At 61.7% G+C, this 17,201-nt stretch carries 13 protein-coding genes; 7 read left to right on the top strand and 6 right to left on the bottom strand.

Going from position 1 to position 17,201, the window contains the following annotated elements:
- Positions 1 to 61: 61 nt before the first annotated feature.
- From parC to ftsP, 3 genes are all read left to right on the top strand, one after another.
- Positions 62 to 2,335, top strand: a complete 2,274-nt coding sequence (gene parC, locus ACP3TA_RS02205) for a DNA topoisomerase IV subunit A (RefSeq protein ID WP_004937261.1) — start codon at positions 62 to 64, stop codon at positions 2,333 to 2,335.
- A gap of 246 nt (positions 2,336 to 2,581) precedes the next feature.
- Positions 2,582 to 3,316, top strand: coding sequence for a 1-acylglycerol-3-phosphate O-acyltransferase (locus ACP3TA_RS02200; RefSeq protein WP_004937266.1), 735 nt, complete (start codon positions 2,582 to 2,584; stop codon positions 3,314 to 3,316).
- Between the two features lie 132 nt (positions 3,317 to 3,448).
- Positions 3,449 to 4,864 (top strand): cell division protein FtsP, encoded by a 1,416-nt coding sequence (gene ftsP, locus ACP3TA_RS02195; protein ID WP_033644615.1) that lies wholly within the window; start codon positions 3,449 to 3,451, stop codon positions 4,862 to 4,864.
- Between the two features lie 17 nt (positions 4,865 to 4,881).
- Here ftsP and ACP3TA_RS02190 read toward each other — a convergent pair whose 3' ends face one another.
- The gene (locus ACP3TA_RS02190) at positions 4,882 to 5,793 is read right to left on the bottom strand and encodes a LysR family transcriptional regulator (RefSeq protein WP_060660234.1); all 912 of its coding nucleotides are present in this window, start codon (positions 5,791 to 5,793) and stop codon (positions 4,882 to 4,884) included.
- 136 nt (positions 5,794 to 5,929) lie between these two features.
- Between ACP3TA_RS02190 and xapA the strand changes: the two genes are divergently transcribed.
- Both xapA and ACP3TA_RS02180 read left to right on the top strand, forming a co-directional pair.
- A complete protein-coding gene (xapA, locus tag ACP3TA_RS02185; RefSeq protein WP_206196087.1) occupies positions 5,930 to 6,751 on the top strand; it encodes a xanthosine phosphorylase in 822 nt (273 codons plus the stop codon).
- Positions 6,752 to 6,832: 81 nt separating this feature from the next.
- Positions 6,833 to 8,083 (top strand): nucleoside permease, encoded by a 1,251-nt coding sequence (locus ACP3TA_RS02180; protein ID WP_033651349.1) that lies wholly within the window; start codon positions 6,833 to 6,835, stop codon positions 8,081 to 8,083.
- A 34-nt stretch (positions 8,084 to 8,117) separates the two neighbouring features.
- Here ACP3TA_RS02180 and ACP3TA_RS02175 read toward each other — a convergent pair whose 3' ends face one another.
- Positions 8,118 to 9,050, bottom strand: coding sequence for a PfkB family carbohydrate kinase (locus ACP3TA_RS02175; protein ID WP_033644619.1), 933 nt, complete (start codon positions 9,048 to 9,050; stop codon positions 8,118 to 8,120).
- A complete protein-coding gene (locus ACP3TA_RS02170) occupies positions 9,047 to 10,444 on the bottom strand; it encodes a purine-cytosine permease family protein (protein WP_060660237.1) in 1,398 nt (465 codons plus the stop codon). Before ACP3TA_RS02170 ends, ACP3TA_RS02175 begins: the two co-directional genes overlap by 4 nt.
- A 659-nt stretch (positions 10,445 to 11,103) precedes the next feature.
- Between ACP3TA_RS02170 and ACP3TA_RS02165 the strand changes: the two genes are divergently transcribed.
- Together ACP3TA_RS02165 and ACP3TA_RS02160 are read left to right on the top strand one after the other, a co-directional pair.
- Positions 11,104 to 11,838: a GntR family transcriptional regulator gene (locus ACP3TA_RS02165; RefSeq protein WP_033644622.1), complete on the top strand. Its 735-nt coding sequence runs from the start codon at positions 11,104 to 11,106 to the stop codon at positions 11,836 to 11,838.
- A gap of 80 nt (positions 11,839 to 11,918) precedes the next feature.
- Positions 11,919 to 14,087, top strand: a complete 2,169-nt coding sequence (locus ACP3TA_RS02160) for a YgiQ family radical SAM protein (RefSeq protein ID WP_426784489.1) — start codon at positions 11,919 to 11,921, stop codon at positions 14,085 to 14,087.
- A gap of 62 nt (positions 14,088 to 14,149) precedes the next feature.
- Here ACP3TA_RS02160 and ACP3TA_RS02155 read toward each other — a convergent pair whose 3' ends face one another.
- From ACP3TA_RS02155 to yqhD, 3 genes are all read right to left on the bottom strand, one after another.
- Positions 14,150 to 14,755: a transglycosylase SLT domain-containing protein gene (locus tag ACP3TA_RS02155; protein WP_033644624.1), complete on the bottom strand. Its 606-nt coding sequence runs from the start codon at positions 14,753 to 14,755 to the stop codon at positions 14,150 to 14,152.
- A 141-nt stretch (positions 14,756 to 14,896) separates the two neighbouring features.
- Positions 14,897 to 15,721 carry a 2,5-didehydrogluconate reductase DkgA gene (gene dkgA / locus ACP3TA_RS02150; RefSeq protein WP_033644625.1) on the bottom strand — a complete coding sequence of 275 codons (825 nt, stop codon included), beginning with the start codon at positions 15,719 to 15,721 and terminating at the stop codon, positions 14,897 to 14,899.
- A gap of 287 nt (positions 15,722 to 16,008) precedes the next feature.
- Positions 16,009 to 17,172: an alcohol dehydrogenase gene (gene yqhD, locus ACP3TA_RS02145; protein WP_099784121.1), complete on the bottom strand. Its 1,164-nt coding sequence runs from the start codon at positions 17,170 to 17,172 to the stop codon at positions 16,009 to 16,011.
- Positions 17,173 to 17,201: the final 29 nt, after the last annotated feature.

Genomic DNA, 17,201 nt, shown 5'->3' with positions numbered 1-17,201 from the left:
ACAAGCGATGCCTTTTGTCGTCCAAGGGATTGCCAAGCCACGGTCTGAGGATAATTGAGTAATGAGTGATCTGACTCATGACGGTGTAGAGCGTTTACCGCTGCACACATTCACTGAAAACGCCTATCTGAACTATTCCATGTACGTCATCATGGATCGGGCGTTGCCGTACATTGGCGACGGTTTGAAGCCGGTACAACGCCGCATCATCTACGCCATGTCTGAACTGGGGCTGACCAACAGCGCCAAATTCAAGAAGTCCGCCCGCACCGTGGGCGACGTGCTGGGTAAATATCACCCGCACGGCGACAGCGCGTGTTATGAAGCCATGGTGCTGATGGCGCAGCCGTTCTCGTATCGCTATCCGCTGGTGGACGGCCAGGGGAACTGGGGTGCGCCGGACGATCCCAAGTCGTTCGCGGCGATGCGTTATACCGAATCGCGCCTGTCCAAATACGCCGAGGTCTTGCTGGCCGAGCTGGGCCAGGGCACGGTCGACTGGATCCCGAACTTTGACGGCACGCTGCAAGAGCCGAAGATGTTGCCGGCGCGCCTGCCGAACATCCTGCTGAACGGCACCACCGGCATCGCGGTCGGCATGGCGACCGACATTCCGCCGCACAACGTGCGCGAAGTCGCCGCCGCCGCGGTGGCGCTGCTCGACAAGCCGGGCGCTTCGCTCGATGACCTGCTCGAGTTCGTGCAGGGGCCGGACTTCCCGACCGAAGCCGAGATCATCACCCCGCGCGATGAAATTCGCAAAATTTACCAGAGCGGCCGCGGCTCGGTGCGCATGCGCGCCGTGTGGAAGAAAGAGGATGGCAGCGCGGTGATCACCGCCTTGCCGCATCAGGTTTCCGGCGCCAAGGTGCTGGAGCAGATAGCCAGCCAGATGCGCGCCAAGAAGCTGCCGATGGTCGAAGACCTGCGCGACGAATCCGATCACGAGAACCCGACGCGTCTGGTGATCGTGCCACGTTCCAACCGCATCGATCTGGAGCAGGTGATGAATCACCTGTTCGCCACCACCGATCTGGAGCGCAGCTACCGCATCAACATGAACATGATCGGTCTGGACAACCGCCCGCAGGTGAAAGGGCTGGTGGAGATCCTCACCGAATGGCTGGCCTACCGTCGCGATACGGTGCGTCGCCGCCTGAACTACCGCCTCGAGAAGGTGCTCAAGCGCCTGCATATCCTCGAAGGTTTGCTGGTGGCGTTCCTCAACATCGACGAGGTGATCCACATCATCCGCAGCGAGGATGAGCCGAAGCCGGTGCTGATGCAGCGTTTCGGCATCTCCGATACTCAGGCGGAAGCGATCCTCGAGCTGAAACTGCGTCACCTGGCCAAGCTGGAAGAGGTCAAGATCCGCGGCGAGCAGGACGAACTGGCGAAAGAGCGCGATCAGCTGCAGGCGCTGCTGGCGTCCGAACGCAAGCTGAATACGCTGATTAAGAAAGAGATCCAGGCCGATGCGCAGACCTACGGCGACGATCGCCGTTCGCCGCTGACCGAGCGCGCGGAAGCCAAGGCGATGAGCGAGCACGACTTCGTGCCGTCCGAGCCGGTGACCATCGTGCTGTCGGAAATGGGCTGGGTGCGCAGCGCCAAGGGCCATGACATCGATCCGACCGGGTTGAGCTACAAGGCCGGCGACAGCTTCCGCGGCGCGGCGCGCGGCAAGAGCAATCAGCCGGTGGTATTTATCGACTCTACCGGGCGCAGCTATGCGCTCGATCCGATGACGCTGCCTTCGGCGCGCGGGCAGGGCGAGCCGCTGACCGGCAAGCTGACGCCGCCGCCGGGCGCCACCATCGAGCAGGTGCTGATGGCGGCCGACGATCAGAAGCTGCTGATGGCGTCTGACGCCGGTTACGGTTTCGTCTGCACCTTTAACGATCTGGTGGCGCGCAACCGCGCCGGCAAGGTGATGATCACGCTGCCGGACAACGCCAGAGCGCTGCCGCCGATGGAGATCCACGGCGCAGACGATATGCTGCTGTCGATCACCGCCGCCGGGCGCATGCTGATGTTCCCGGTCGCCGATCTGCCGCAGCTGTCGAAGGGCAAGGGCAACAAGATCGTCTCCATTCCGGCGGCGCAGGCCGCCGCCGGTGAAGACAAGCTGGCCTGGCTGTTCGTGCTGCCGCCGCAGGCGTCCGTCACGCTGCACGTCGGCAAACGCAAGCTGACGCTGCGTCCGGAAGATCTGCAGAAGTTCCGTGCTGAACGCGGCCGCAAGGGCACCCAACTGCCGCGCGGTCTGCAGCGCATCGATCGCGTCGAAGTGGATGCGCCGGTGCGGGCGTCGGGTGGCGACAGCGAAGAGTAAGCGTTGGCACCAGCGTTAACGGGCGGTCGCAGCATGCTGTGGCCGCCTTATTTATTTTTGCTGGCGTTTATTTTCCAAATAGTTAACATTTCTGCGCATAAAATTATTGTGCGTACTGCCGCCTGGCGGGAAAATAGCGAGAAATGCAGGCGACATAGGCGTGCTTTCCGCCTGGTCGGCAAATAATGAGTAAAGGAATCTGCGCAGCGAAGTAAACTGCGTTGGCAGTGTGCTAATGAGGTTGTTATGTTATTGATTTTGCGTGCCGTTCTCGCCACTCTTTTCTGTATTCTGGTGTGTATTTTCGGTTCGGTTTATTGCTTGTTCAGTCCGCGTAATCCTCGCCATGTGGCGACCTTCGGCCATCTTTTCGGCCGTCTGTCGACGCTGTTCGGCATCAAGGTTGAAACCCGCGTGCCGGCCGATGCGGCCAACAACGGCAACTGCATCTATATCGCCAACCACCAAAATAACTATGACATGGTGACGGCCTCTAATATCGTGCAGCCGCGCACCGTGACGGTCGGTAAAAAAAGTCTGGTGTGGATCCCGTTTTTCGGCCCGCTGTATTGGCTGACCGGTAATCTGCTGATAGATCGTGATAATCGCGCCAAGGCGCACGGCACCATCGCCCAGGTGGCGGAGCAGTTCAAGAAGAAAGACATTTCGATCTGGATGTTCCCGGAAGGGACCCGCAGCCGCGGCCGTGGGCTGATGCCGTTTAAAACCGGCGCGTTCCACGCGGCCATCGCCGCCGGCGTGCCGATTGTGCCTATCTGCGTATCCACCACCAGCGGTAATATAAATCTTAATCGCTGGAATAACGGTCATGTGATCGTCGAGATGTTGGCGCCGGTGGATACCAGCAAATACGGCAAAGAAAACGTGCGCGAGCTGGCGGCCCATTGCCGCGAGCTGATGGAGGCGAAAATCGCCGAATTGGACGCCGAAGTCGCCCAGCGCAACGCCGCCAAAAAATAAGAGTCTACCGGCTTCAAAGAAGAGTTTTTTAATTGGCGTTCAGCGCCGTTAACGCCTGAGCGCCTGCTAATCTTGATTGGCGGGCGTTTGGGTTTTGCACACGGTTTAGTTATTGCTTTTCATGGAGAAAATATGTCACTCAGTCGACGTCAGTTTTTACAGGCATCGGGCCTGGCGCTGTGCGCGGGCGCCGTGCCGCTGAGGGCTGAGGCGAGCGGAACGCAGACCCCATTACCCATTCCCCCGCTGCTGGAGTCTCGCCGCGGTCAGCCGCTGTTCCTGACCTTGCAGCGCGCCCACTGGGCGTTTATGGATAACCGCAAAGCGGCGGTGTGGGGCATCAACGGCATGTACCTGGGGCCGACGGTGCGGGTTTACAGCGGCGACGACGTCAAACTGATCTACAGCAACCGCCTGCAGGAACCGGTAGCGATGACCATCAGCGGTCTGCAGGTGCCGGGCACGCTGATGGGCGGCGCGCCGCGCATGATGTCGCCCAACGTCGACTGGTCGCCGGTGCTGCCCATTCGTCAGGCGGCGGCTACCTGCTGGTACCACGCCAATACGCCAAACCGCATGGCGCCGCACGTGTATAACGGGCTGGCCGGGCTGTGGCTGGTGGAGGATGCCGTCAGCAAAGCGCTGCCGCTGCCCAACCACTACGGCGTCGACGATTTCCCGCTGATCATTCAGGACAAACGCTTCGATAACTTCGGCACGCCGCAATACGATGCGCCGTCGCAGGGCGGCTTCGTCGGCGATACGCTGTTGGTCAACGGCGTGCAAAACCCGTATGTCGACGTGTCGCGCGGCTGGGTGCGTTTGCGTTTGCTCAACGCCTCCAACGCGCGGCGTTATACCCTGCAGCTCAGCGACGGGCGGCCGTTCAACGTGATCGCCAGCGATCAGGGCTTCCTGCCTGCGCCGGTTGCGGTGCAGCAGCTGTCGTTGGCGCCGGGCGAGCGCCGGGAAGTGCTGATCGACATGTCGAAGGGCGACGAGGTGACCATCACCGCCGGTGAAGCGGCGGGCATCATGGATCGCCTGCGCGGCCTGTTCGAGCCGTCGAGCATTCTGGTGTCCACCCAGGTGCTGACGCTGCGCCCGACCGGCCTGCTGCCGCTGGTGACCGACAACCTGCCGATGCGCCTGCTGGCGGATCAGCTGTTGGACGGCAGCGCCAGCCGCACCCGCGATTTCCGCCTGGGCGACGGCGGCGTCGGCATCAACGGCGCAATTTGGGACATGAACCGCATCGACGTACAGGCGCAGCAAGGCACCTGGGAACGCTGGAACATTCATGCGGATACGCCGCAGTCGTTCCATATTCAGGGCGTGCAGTTCCTGATTAAACGCGTCAACGGCGCGCAGCCGATGGCGGAAGATCGCGGCTGGAAGGATACCGTCTGGGTCGATGGCGACGTCGAGCTGCTGGTGTATTTCAACCAATCCACCTCCGAACACTTCCCGTTCCTGTATTACAGCCAGACGCTGGAGATGGCCGATCGCGGCACCGCCGGCCAGCTGATGGTGCAGCCGACGATGTAACCCGCTCTGCGGGCCGCTTAGGGCGCCCGCAGCATCGCCAAAAAAGCCTGCACCACCGGCGTGACGCTGTCGGTACGGTATACCGCATACAGATCCGCCGGGGGCGCCTGCTGCAGCGAGCAAAACCGCACGCCGGGCCACGGGATGCGGCCGTAGCTGTCCGGCAGCAGCGTAATGCCGCAGCCTTCCGCCACCAGCGCCAGCAGGGTTTGCGGTTCATTGACCTGATAAGCGACGTCCGGCAAAAATCCCTGCTGCAGACACAGATTGTGCAGATACAGCCCCAGGCTGGCCTCATGCGGCGGCAGCACGATGAAGCTGTCGTTCTGCAGCGCCGCCAGCGGAATGTTTTCCTGCTGCGCCAGCGGATGATCAAGCGGCAACACCACGGCGATGCTTTCGCACGCCAACCGTTGGCAGGTCAACCCCGGCAGCGTCTGTTGCTGCGCCTCTCGCCAGACCCCGATGTCGATATGCCGCTTTTGCAGCGCGATGATTTGCTGGCTGGGCGTGAGCTCGTTCACCGACCAGGTGACGCCGGCGCTCCGCTCGCTGAATCGCCGCAGCGCCGCGATCAGCCCGCCCCAGGCCGAGGTGCCGACCATGCCGACCACCATGTGGCCGCCTTCGCCGCGCCCCATTTGTTGCACCTGATGCAGCGCGCTGTCGGCCTGATCCAGCAGCCGCTCGACGTTGCGCAGCAGCGTGCGGCCGGCCGGCGTCAGCGTCATGGAGCGGGTGGTGCGTTTGAACAGTACCACGCCGAGCTGGCTCTCCAGTTCCTTGATGTGCTTGCTGAGCGGCGGCTGTGACATATTCAACCGCCGCGCCGCCTGAGTGAAATTCATCTCTTCCGCCACCACGCGGAAATAGTGCAGTAGGCGGAAGTTAATCCGACCGGGATCGGGCAGGGCATGGGGCGGGTTCATCCGGGGTATCGCCTCCTGTGACGCAGCTCAACTTATAGATAAATGGAATAAATCGGCCGCCAAGAATGTATTGGTCTCGGCCGCGCCTCGCTCTCTACTATGGGGCTTATTGTCCCCCGCTTAAAGAGAGAATACGATGTTTAATCAAGAAGATGCTTTTATCTGCGCCGATGTTGTCCGCGCACGTCTGCCGGGTTTTCAGCCGAAAGCGGCCTTGATTCTCGGCTCTGGGCTCGGCGCTCTGGCGGAGGTGATGATTGAAACCGTCACCCTCGATTACGCGGCGCTGCCGGGCTTCCCGGTGAGCGGCGTCGCCGGCCACGCCGGGCAACTGGTCGCCGGCAAGCTGGAGGGCGTGCCGGTCTTGTGCATGAAAGGGCGCGGCCACTTCTATGAAGGGCGCGGCATGCAGGTGATGACCACCGCAGTGCGCACCTTCAAACTGCTGGGCTGCGAATTCCTGTTGGCGACCAACGCCGCCGGTTCGCTGCGCCGCTCGGTAGCGCCGGGCAGCCTGGTGGCCATTACCGATCATATCAATTTCATGCCGGAATCGCCGCTGGTCGGCGCCAACGACGAGCGCTTCGGGCCGCGCTTCTTCAGCCTGGCGAACGCCTACGATCGCGATCTGCGCGCCCAACTGGCGGCGGTGGCCGAAAGCGCGGGCATCCCGCTGGCGGAAGGGGTGTTCGCCGCTTACACCGGGCCGAACTTCGAAACGCCGGCGGAGATCCGCATGATGCAGACCCTCGGCTGCGACGTCGTGGGCATGTCGATCGTGCCGGAAGTCCTGACGGCGCGCCACTGCGGTCTCAAGGTGCTGGTGGTGTCCGCGATGACCAACTACGCCGAAGGGCTGTCGGATACGCCTCTTTCTCACGAACAAACGCTCAGCTGCGCGGCGCTGGCGGCGGACGATTTCATGCGCCTTATCCGCGAGCTGTTCAAAACGCTGTGACACCGTAAGCAAACCGGCGGCGGGCTGCAGTGGGCCCGCCGCACCAATCATCGTTGAAAGCATAATAACAAGGTGATGGCGATGGCGATAAAAACACGATTGAAGGTGATGATTTTCCTGCAGTTCTTTATCTGGGGCGCCTGGCTGGTGACGCTGGGCTCCTATATGATCAACACGCTGCATTTCAGCGGCATGCAGGTGGGAATGGTTTACAGCGCCAAGGGGATCGCGGCGCTGATCATGCCGGGCCTGGCGGGCATCATCGCCGACCGTTGGATGAGGGCCAACTACCTGTATGCGCTTTGCCACCTGCTCGGGGCGCTGGCGCTGTACTGTGCGGCGCAGGTTGAGCAACCGATGCTGATGTTCTGGGTAATGCTGTTCAACGCGATGGTCTATATGCCGACCATCGCGCTCTCCAACGCCATTTCCTATTTTTGCCTGGAGAAGCACGGTTTTGACACGGTAAAGGACTTTCCGCCGGTGCGGGTGTACGGCACCGTGGGATTCATTCTGGCAATGTGGCTGGTCGGTTTCAGCCAAATCGAGCTCAGTAATCTGCAGCTGTATCTGGCTTCTGCGGCGTCGCTGCTGCTGTCCGCCTATTCGCTGACGCTGCCGCGTTGCCCGACCAACCGCGCGGCCGAGTCGAAGCGCTGGGTGAGCGTGCTGGGGCTGGATGCGCTGGTGCTGTTTCGCCAGCGGCGCATGGCGCTGTTTTTCCTGTTCGCCATGTTGCTCGGCGCGGCGCTGCAGATAACCAACACCTTCGGCAACCCGTTCCTGCACGATCTGTCGCTCAATCCGCTGTATCAGGACAGCCTCAGCGTCCGGTATCCGGCGGTGCTGCTGTCGCTGTCGCAGATCTCTGAAGTGTTCTTTATCCTCACCATTCCCTTTTTCCTGCGCCGTTACGGCATCAAGCAGGTGATGCTGATCAGCATGGCGGCCTGGACGCTGCGTTTCCTGTTCCTGGCCTACGGCACACCGGTCGGTTTTGGTTTCGTGCTGCTGCTGTTGTCGATGATCGTTTACGGTTGCGCGTTCGACTTCTTTAATATTTCCGGCGCCATTTTCGTCGAGAAGGAGGCCGATCACCGCATCCGCGCCAGCGCGCAGGGGCTGTTCATGACCATGGTCAACGGTCTGGGCGCCTATGTGGGGGCGCTCGCCAGCGGCGAAGTGGTGGATTTCTTCAGCCATGACGGCGTGAAAGACTGGCAGAGCATCTGGCTGGTGTTTGCGCTGTATACGCTGGTGCTGGGGATTGTGTTCGCGTTGAGCTTCAACTATCGCCACTCGCCGCAGGAGAGTGCGGCGGCGGCGCAGTAAGGCTGAGGGCGCTGGATGGTGGCGCCCTGAAACGTCAGGCCTGCGGGAAGCGTTGTTGCAGTTGATGCCGGTCCGGTGGATTGGCGGCGCCGAGGCTGGCCACCACGCAGGCGGCGACCCGGTTGGCCAGATCGACCGCCCGCGGCAGCGGCCAGCCGGCGGACAGCCCCGCCAGCAAACCGGCGCAGTGGGCATCGCCCGCGCCGATGGTATCGATGACGTCCACCGGATAGGCGGGAACGTGCAGCGGCGGCGTGCGGCCGTCACAGATCCAGGCGCCGTCGCGATCCAGGCGGCAGATCAGCGTCAGGTTACGGGCGGCGGCATAGCGCTGCGCGGCATCCACGGCGTCGCCGGCGCCGCACAGCGCGGCCACTTCGTCGCGGTTGAGCGTCAGCAGGGTGTGGCTGTCGCTGAGCATGGCGAAGAAATCTTCGCTGAGCTGGGCGATGCGCGGGCCGGGATCGATCAGACGCGGTTGGTCGAACGGCATGCGCGTCAGCCACTCGCGCAGCGCTTCGCCGTTTTCGCCCGCCAGCTCGTAGCCGCTGGCGTAGATCAGGGTGTGTTCCGTCAGCGGCAGCGTGGCCAGCTGCGCTTTATTCCATTGGCTTTCGCAACCGGAAACCGTGATGAAGGTGCGTTCGCCGTTCGGCTCCACCAGCGCCAGGCACCAGCCATTGTCCATCTGGCCGTGGCGCAACAGCACCTCCAGCCCCAGTTCGCCCATGGCGGCTTCGATCGCCGCGCCCCATTCGCCGTTGCCGACCGGCATACCGTTGATCACCGGCACTTCAAGGCGCGTCAGCGCGCGCGCCACGTTGAACGCGCAACCGCCGATTTGCCGCGCCTGCGGCTGGGCTTCGATATCTTCGCCGCTGGTCGGCAGGCGCGGCAGCGTCATCACCAGATCGCCGACCGCGCCCCCTATCACCAGGACAGGCGTTACAGCTTCCCACTCATTCATTGATGTTCTCTGCGTTGGGTCAGGTACAGACCGTAAGCGATCAGACTAACCGCAAACGACACAAACAGCCCCAGGCTGGAGTCGGCAAACAAGCCTTTAGCCAGCGGGCCGTCGATAAAACCGGTTTTGGTGACCAGCAGGCCGCACAGGGCGCCGAGGAACCAGCAGAACAGCGGGGCTTTGCGCACGCCGCGGTTCTGGCCATGCAGACCGTACAAAGCGTTGCCATCATACCCGTGGTGGCGGCGCAGGCACAGGTAATCGAGCAGGAAAATCGCCTCCCAGGCCGCCAGGAACACCCCGCAGAACACCAGGAAGGAGATGAACGGCCCCATAAAATCGCCGGAGATGAACAGCACATACAGGGCGATACCCAGCACCACCACGGCGTCGATCGATACCGCCAACCACTGTTTGACCTGCACGCCGATGGTCAGCAGGTTAAGGCTGGCGGAATACAGGCTGAGCACCGCGATGGTGACGATGCCGGCGGTGGCGGCCAGCAGATAAGGGATCGCCATCCAGGCGGGCAGCACTGAGCCTATCAGCGCGATGGGATTGGCGGCGTTGGCCAGATCGGGCAGCTGCACGGAAAGCAGAATGCCGGCCAGCATCAGCAGCATCAGCGGCAAACAGGCGCCGCCCATCACCGCGGCGAAAATGCTTTTGCTCGACGAATTCGGGCTTTGATAGCGGCTGTAATCGGCGCCGGCGATCGCCCAACTGATGCCGGTACCGGCGGCGATCACCGAGACCGCCGGCAGGAAGCCGGTCAGCCAGCTGCCGGAAGGCAGCGCCAGCACCTGGCTCCACTCGGTGTTGAACAGGATATAGAGCACCACGATCAGCGTCATGGTGCCGAAGATGCGGCTGAACCAGCTTTGCATCCAGACTACGGTATTCTGCCCCAGCAGGCTGACGACGATAGTGAGCCCGGCGAACAGCAACAGGCTGAGCGCGGTCAGCAGATGGCTGGCCCCCAGCCCGAAGGCCTCGAACAGCGCCGCCAGCGTCAGGGTGCCGGTGATCACGTTGACCGCTTCCCAGCCCATCAGATTGATCCAACTGAACAGGGTAGGCGCCACGTTGCCCTTCAGCCCGAAAATCACTCGCGACAGCGTCAGCGTAGAGGTGCGCCCGCGCTTGCCGGCGAAGCTGGTGAGGCCAACCAGCACGAAGCTGGCGACGCCGAACAAGGCGGCGAGCACCGATTGCAGGAAGGATAAGCCGAAGCCGACGATGATGGCGCCATACACCACGCCGAGAATGCCGATATTGGCTGCCGACCAGATCCAAAACAGCTCGATGGGCCGCCCGGTCTGTTCCGCATCCGGCACCCGGTCGATACCGGTGCTCTCTACCTTCCATGCTTCATTGCGATTGATATCGGTCATAGCAATTGATCCCTGTTGCGCAGGGCCTTGAGGGCCGCCGCAGTTAACTGAAAAGCGATTTTGTTGGCGCTGCGGCCGCCGCCTCGGATGAGGCTTGCCGACCGCATGGCGCCAATGAGTGTAGACAAAGAGTGGGTCTGCAGCGGAGTTTGGAAGAGAGAGAACGTTTTTATTTGCAGGCATCAGTCCGTTTCACCCGGCGCATGGGGGATCGCGCGAGGGGATGATGAGCCGTGAGCAAGCTATCCATTAGCACCGTTGCTTATTATTTGTCATTTGTAGTGGCGTCTTGGGCAACGTGACCCATCGGGTACGGCGAGAAACGGGCAATTCATCCCAAAGGGTCGCCCATCCGCTTCAGCGAACAGGATGCGGACAGCGTATGCCCGCTGCCTGACCATCAGGTGCGTCCTGTCTGGTCGGCAGCGGATTTTTAGTTGTTTTAAAGGTGGATCCCTGGTGTTGGTGCCATTGATGTTTCAACATCAATAAGCACAGATTACGCGCGATCTAGATCCAATGAAAGTCCATTGAATAAAAATTGTGATGTCCCTCTGAAAACATTAGCAATATTTTAGTTATGGTGAGAGGCTTTATCGCCGGATCGGCGATAGGAGAAAGCGAAGTTTGGGCATAGGGCGGAACAAGAGGGCGGGCGAATGACGGATTTTATGGCCTGGCTGCGTGAACATCTGGCGCAGGGGGCGGCGGCGCCGCGCTATATTCAGCTGGCGACGGCGATAGAAACCGCGATCAGGCAGCAGGTGCTGGCGGCGGAGGCATTTCTGCCGCCGGAGCGACACATGGCGGAAGGTTTGGCGCTGTCGCGCGTCACCGTCAGCAAGGCGATGAAACTGCTGGAGGAGAAGGGGCTGATTTCGCGGCAGCAGGGCGTTGGCACCCGCGTGGCGATGCGTATCGGCTATTCCCTCGATAAGGACAGCGGTTTTACCGCTCAGGCGCTGCGTCACGGCAGCAGCGTCAGCAACCGATGGCTGCTGCGCGCACGGGTCGGCGCGCCGGCCAAGGCCGCGGCGGCGCTGGGGATCGCGGAAGGGGATGAGGTGGTCAAACTGCGGCGTTTACGCTTGCTGAACGGCAGCCCGGTCTCGCTGGAAACCACCTATATTCCGCTGCGCTTCCTGCCTGAACCGGCGCAGCTGGAGCATTCGCTGTATGCGTTATGGCAATCGCGCGGCATCGTGCCTGAAGATAAACACTTTTTGTTGAAGGCGGTGTCCTGCAGCGGCGAGGTCGCCGAGCTGCTCAACGTACCGTGCGGCGCGCCGTTGTTGCACATCATCCAAACCAGCCGCAACGCCCGGGGCGAGGCGCTGGAGTTCAGCGATATCTTGTGCCGCAGCGACGTTTATGAATTCGAGGTGAATGGTTAGCGAAATAACCATGCTCTTTTTGCCACTAGTGCGTATAATCGCCGCCCGGCGATTAATTAACCTGTAAAAAGAGCAGCAGAATGAGCACCACCAGCCTGATCCAACCCGATCGTGAACTGTTTTCTTATAAGCCTTATTGGGCGGAATGTTATGGCACCGCGCCGTTTTTACCGATGTCGCGAGCAGAGATGGATCAACTGGGCTGGGACAGCTGCGACGTGATCATTATCAGCGGCGACGCCTATGTCGATCACCCGAGCTTCGGCATGGCGATCATCGGCCGCATGCTGGAAGCGCAGGGCTTCCGCGTCGGCATCATCGCGCAGCCGGACTGGAGCAACAAAGAAGACTTCATGCGGTTGGGGAAACCGAATCTGTTCTTCGGCATCACCGCCGGCAACATGGATTCGATGATCAACCGCTATACCGCCGATCGCAAACTGCGCCACGACGACGCCTACACCGCCGGCAACGTCGGTGGCAAGCGCCCGGATCGCGCCACCCTGGTTTACAGCCAGCGCTGCAAAGAAGCCTATAAAGACGTGCCGATCGTGCTGGGCGGCATCGAAGCCAGCCTGCGTCGCATCGCCCACTACGACTATTGGTCGGATACCGTGCGCCGCTCGGTGCTGGTGGACTCCAAAGCCGACATGCTGATCTACGGCAACGGCAAACGCCCGCTGGTGGAAGTGGCGCACCGTCTGGCCGCCGGCGAGAAGATCGGCGATATCCACGATATTCGCAATACCGCGGTGATGCGTAAAGAAGCGCTGCCGGGCTGGAGCGGCGTGGATTCCACCCGCCTCGACAAGCCGGGCCGCATCGAACCTATCCCGAACCCGTACGGCGAGGATCTGCCGTGCGCCGACGGCGCCAAACCGAAGGAGCCGGAAGCCAAGCCTGTCACGGTGCGCGCCGCCAAGCCGAAGCCGTGGGAGAAGACCTACGTGCTGCTGCCGTCCTTCGAGAAAGTGAAGGGCGACAAGGTGCTGTATGCGCACACCTCGCGCATTTTGCACCATGAAACCAACCCCGGCTGCGCCCGCGCGCTGATGCAAAAACACGGCGATCGCTACGTGTGGATCAACCCGCCGGCGATCCCGCTGACCACGCCGGAGATGGACAGCGTCTTCGCCCTGCCTTACCAGCGCGTGCCGCACCCGTCCTACGGTCAGGAACGCATTCCTGCCTACGACATGATCCGCTTCTCGGTGAACATCATGCGCGGTTGCTACGGCGGCTGTTCGTTCTGTTCGATCACCGAGCACGAAGGGCGCATCATCCAGAGCCGTTCGGAAGATTCGATCGTTCGCGAAATCGAAGAGATCCGCGACAAAGTGCCGGGCTTTACCGGCGTGATCTCCGATCTGGGTGGCCCGACCGCCAACATGTACATGCTGCGCTGCACCAACCCGCGCGCCGAGCAGACCTGCCGCCGCGCCTCGTGCGTGTATCCGGAGATCTGCACTTATATGGATACCAACCACGAGCCGACCATCAAGCTTTACCGCCGCGCGCGTTCGCTGGAGGGCATCAAGAAGATCCTGATCGCCTCCGGGGTACGTTACGATCTGGCGGTGGAAGATCCGCGCTATATCAAGGAACTGGCGACCCACCACGTCGGCGGCTACCTGAAGATCGCGCCGGAGCACACCGAAGAAGGCCCGCTGTCGAAAATGATGAAACCGGGCATGGGCAGCTACGATCGCTTCAAACAGCTGTTTGATCACTATTCGAAGCAGGCGGGCAAAGAGCAGTACCTGATCCCGTACTTCATCTCTTCGCACCCGGGCACCCGCGATGAAGATATGGTGAACCTGGCGCTGTGGCTGAAGAAGAACCGTTTCCGCCTCGATCAGGTGCAGAACTTCTATCCTTCGCCGATGGCCAACTCCACCACCATGTATTACAGCGGCAAAAACCCGCTGAGCAAGGTGGGGTACAAGAGTGAAGACGTGGTGGTGCCGCGCGGCGAGCGCCAGCGTCGCCTGCATAAGGCGCTGCTGCGTTACCACGATCCGGCCAACTGGGCGCTGATCCGCACCGCGCTGGAAGAGATGGGGCTGAAGCACCTGATCGGCAGCCGCCGCGAGTGTCTGGTACCGGCGCCGAGCATCGACGAGCAGCGCGAAGCGAAACGGCTGCAGCGCCACACCCGACCGGCGTTGACCAAGCATACCGACATCAATCGGCAGCGCACGCCGTCCAACCGGCCACCGCGCAAACCGATTCGCAAGGCCAAGCCGTAACGACGAGGCCCGCGCGCAAACAAAAAGGAGAACCCTCGGGTTCTCCTTTTTACTTTGGCTAATTACAACCGTTCGTAAGCGGCTTCCACTTTCATCAAATGGCGCGGCGCCTGCGGGGCGGGATGGTATTTGCGCACGTGCCAGTTAAAGGCTTCCGGCGACAGGTTGTTAATCATCGCGATCGCCTGCTGGCGGTTGCTGGAGAAGGTGCGCAGCAGCGCCCCGGTACCGTTGACGTAGGCGATGATGGTGGCGTAGCGCAGCGTGACGGGATTGGCGATCCCTTTAAGCTGTTGTTTTTGCAAGGTGGCCAGATAGGCGGCGCCGAGATCGATATTGGTGTCGGGATCCCGCAGGTCATCGTCGTCCGGGCAGCCGCGTTTGCCTTTGTAGCGGTAGGCGTCGCAGCCGGCGGTATCGGCTTTCAGCTGCATCAGACCGATCGCATTGGATCTGCTCACTGCGGAAGGGTTGAAGCCGGACTCCACCTGGATCATGGCGGTGATCAGCTTGGCGTCCACGCCGTATTCGCTGGCGGCGTCTTGAATGGCGCTATCGAAGGCGTGGCGATCGTAGCTGACGCGCTGTTTCTTGCCGGCGCAACCCGCCAGCACCAGCATGATGCAAAGCATGCCCAGCCGTGACCCGTGTGAGAAAGAGAATTTCATGGTGCTCCGTGCTTGTCTGTTTTTTTAACGGCGTTAACCGGTGGCCGGAGCCTCCGGCGTCGTCATCATAACGTCAGGCGGCGCAAAGGAGCAATGTGCGGGAAGGAAAAGCCCCCTCCGGCGGGAGAGGGCTTGAGGGGGTTACAGGGTATCCGGATCCGGCCCCAGGCGGTTGCCGACGTCCAGCTTGGCGATCTCGCCCAGTTCGTCCTTATCGAGTTTGAAATCAAACACCTCGAAGTTTTCGCGGATGCGCGACGGCGTGACCGATTTCGGGATCACGATAAGGCCGCTGTCCAGGTGCCAGCGCACCACGATCTGCGCCGGAGTCTTCTCATATTTCTCGGCCAGCGCCTTGATCAGCGGCTGGTCGAATACCCCTTCACCGCCCTGCGCCAGCGGGCTCCAGGATTCGGTGGCGATATGGTGCGTGGCGTTCCAGGCGCGCAGCTGGCGCTGTTGCAGCAACGGGTGCAGCTCGATCTGGTTGACGACCGGCGCCACGTTGGTTTCATCCAACAGACGCTGCAGGTGCGGCGTATGGAAGTTGCACACGCCGATGCTTTTCACCAGGCCTTGTTCGCGCAGTTTGATCAGCTCGCGCCAGGCGGAGACGTATTGATCCTGCTGCGGGCGCGGCCAGTGGATCAGATACAGATCCACGTAGTCCAGCTTGAGCTTTTCCAGACTGGTTTCCAGCGCCGCCAGCGGATCGCCCTGATCGTCGTTCCACAGCTTGGTGGTGATGAACAGGTCGTTGCGCGGCAGCGCGCTGGACTGCAGCGCGGCACCGACGCCTTCCTCGTTCTTGTAGATCGCGGCGGTGTCGATGGAGCGGTAACCGATCTCCAGCGCTTTGCTGACCGCGCGGGTGGTCTCTTCAATACTCGCCTGCCAAACGCCGAGACCCAACTGCGGCATCAGATTACCATCGTGGAGTTTGATGATGGGTTGTTGCGTTGTCATGCGCATCTCCTTGTGTACGGATTGCGGCGCCTGCGGCACCGAAACGGCTATAGATAAATTCTAGTTGGCAAAATGGGCGGTTGCCGGGTTTGCCAGCCTAATTTCAGCGGTGGCGGGAGGGCGATTTTCTCCCCGCTCTCCCTGCGAATGAGCGGTAAGACGAAGGGTACGAAACGAGCGGCGGCGCGCTGAGGCGCCCGACTGCGCCCGGCGATCGGCCGGGCGCAGGATGCGGCGAAAAATGGCTGGCGGAGACTAAAGCCTAGCAAAAAATCGCCGTTTTGCGATTAACGCGCCGCTTCATAAATGCGGCGGCTGACGTCCAGGGTGATGTCCTGATGCTCGCCCAGGGCGGTCATGCCGTGCTGCTGCAGCTTGTCGAGCAGCGCCGGAATGCTGCTGCCGTCGAGCTGATAATCCGCCATGCGGGTCGGCACGCCCATCTGCTCGAAGAAGGCGCGGGTGGCGGCGATCGCGTCGTCGATCCGGCTGTCTTCGCTGCCTTCGCGCAGGCCCCAGACGCGTTCAGCGTACTGCAGCAGTTTTTCGCGCTTCTGCGCTTTCTTCTCGTGCAGCAGCGCCGGCAGCACGATGGCCAGCGTTTGCGCGTGGTCGAGATCGTGCATGGCGGTCAGCTCGTGGCCCAGCATGTGGGTCGCCCAGTCCTGCGGCACGCCGGCGCCGATCAGGCCGTTCAGCGCCATGGTGGCGCTCCACATCACGTTGGCGCGCACCGCATAGTTCTCCGGCTCGGCCAGCGCGCGCGGGCCGTCTTCCAGCAGGGTCAACAGCAGGCCTTCGGCGAAGCGATCCTGCACCTTGGCGTCGACCGGGTAGGTCAGATACTGCTCCAGGGTGTGCACGAAGGCGTCGACCACGCCGTTGGCTACCTGGCGCGGCGGCAGCGAGTAGGTCACCACCGGATCCAGCACGGCGAAGCGCGGCTGCACCAGCGGAGAGAAGAAGTGCTGCTTGTCGCCGCTGCTTTTGCGGGTGATCACCGCGCCGCTGTTGGATTCTGAACCGGTGGCCGGCAGCGTCAGCACGCAGCCCATCGGCACCGCGTCAGTGATGTGGCTGCCGACGGTCTGCAGAATATGCCAGGCATCGCTGTCGGCCGTATAACGGGCCGCGGCGGCGATGAACTTGGTGCCGTCAACCACCGAACCGCCGCCGACCGCCAGCAGGAAATCGATGTTTTCCGCTTTCACCACCTCGACCGCTTTTATCAGGGTTTCGTAGGTCGGGTTAGGTTCGATGCCGGAGAATTCCCGCACGTCGCGGCCGGCCAGCGCGCTATACACCTGGTCGAGCACGCCGTTTTTCTTCACGCTGCCGCCACCGTAGGTGATCAGAATGCGCGCGTCCGCCGGGATCTGGCCGGCCATTTCGGCGATTTGCTGCTTGCCGAACAGGATTTTGGTTGGGGTATGCAGAATGAAGTTTTGCATGGTTGATTTCTCTCTTTCTGTCAGGCGGG

The sequence above is a fragment of the Serratia sp. 2C06 genome, from assembly GCF_050037615.1.
GTDB classification, from domain to species: domain Bacteria; phylum Pseudomonadota; class Gammaproteobacteria; order Enterobacterales; family Enterobacteriaceae; genus Serratia; species Serratia ureilytica.
The sequence above is the reverse complement of the archived record's forward strand: the minus strand, read 5'-3'. Positions and strand labels throughout refer to the sequence as shown.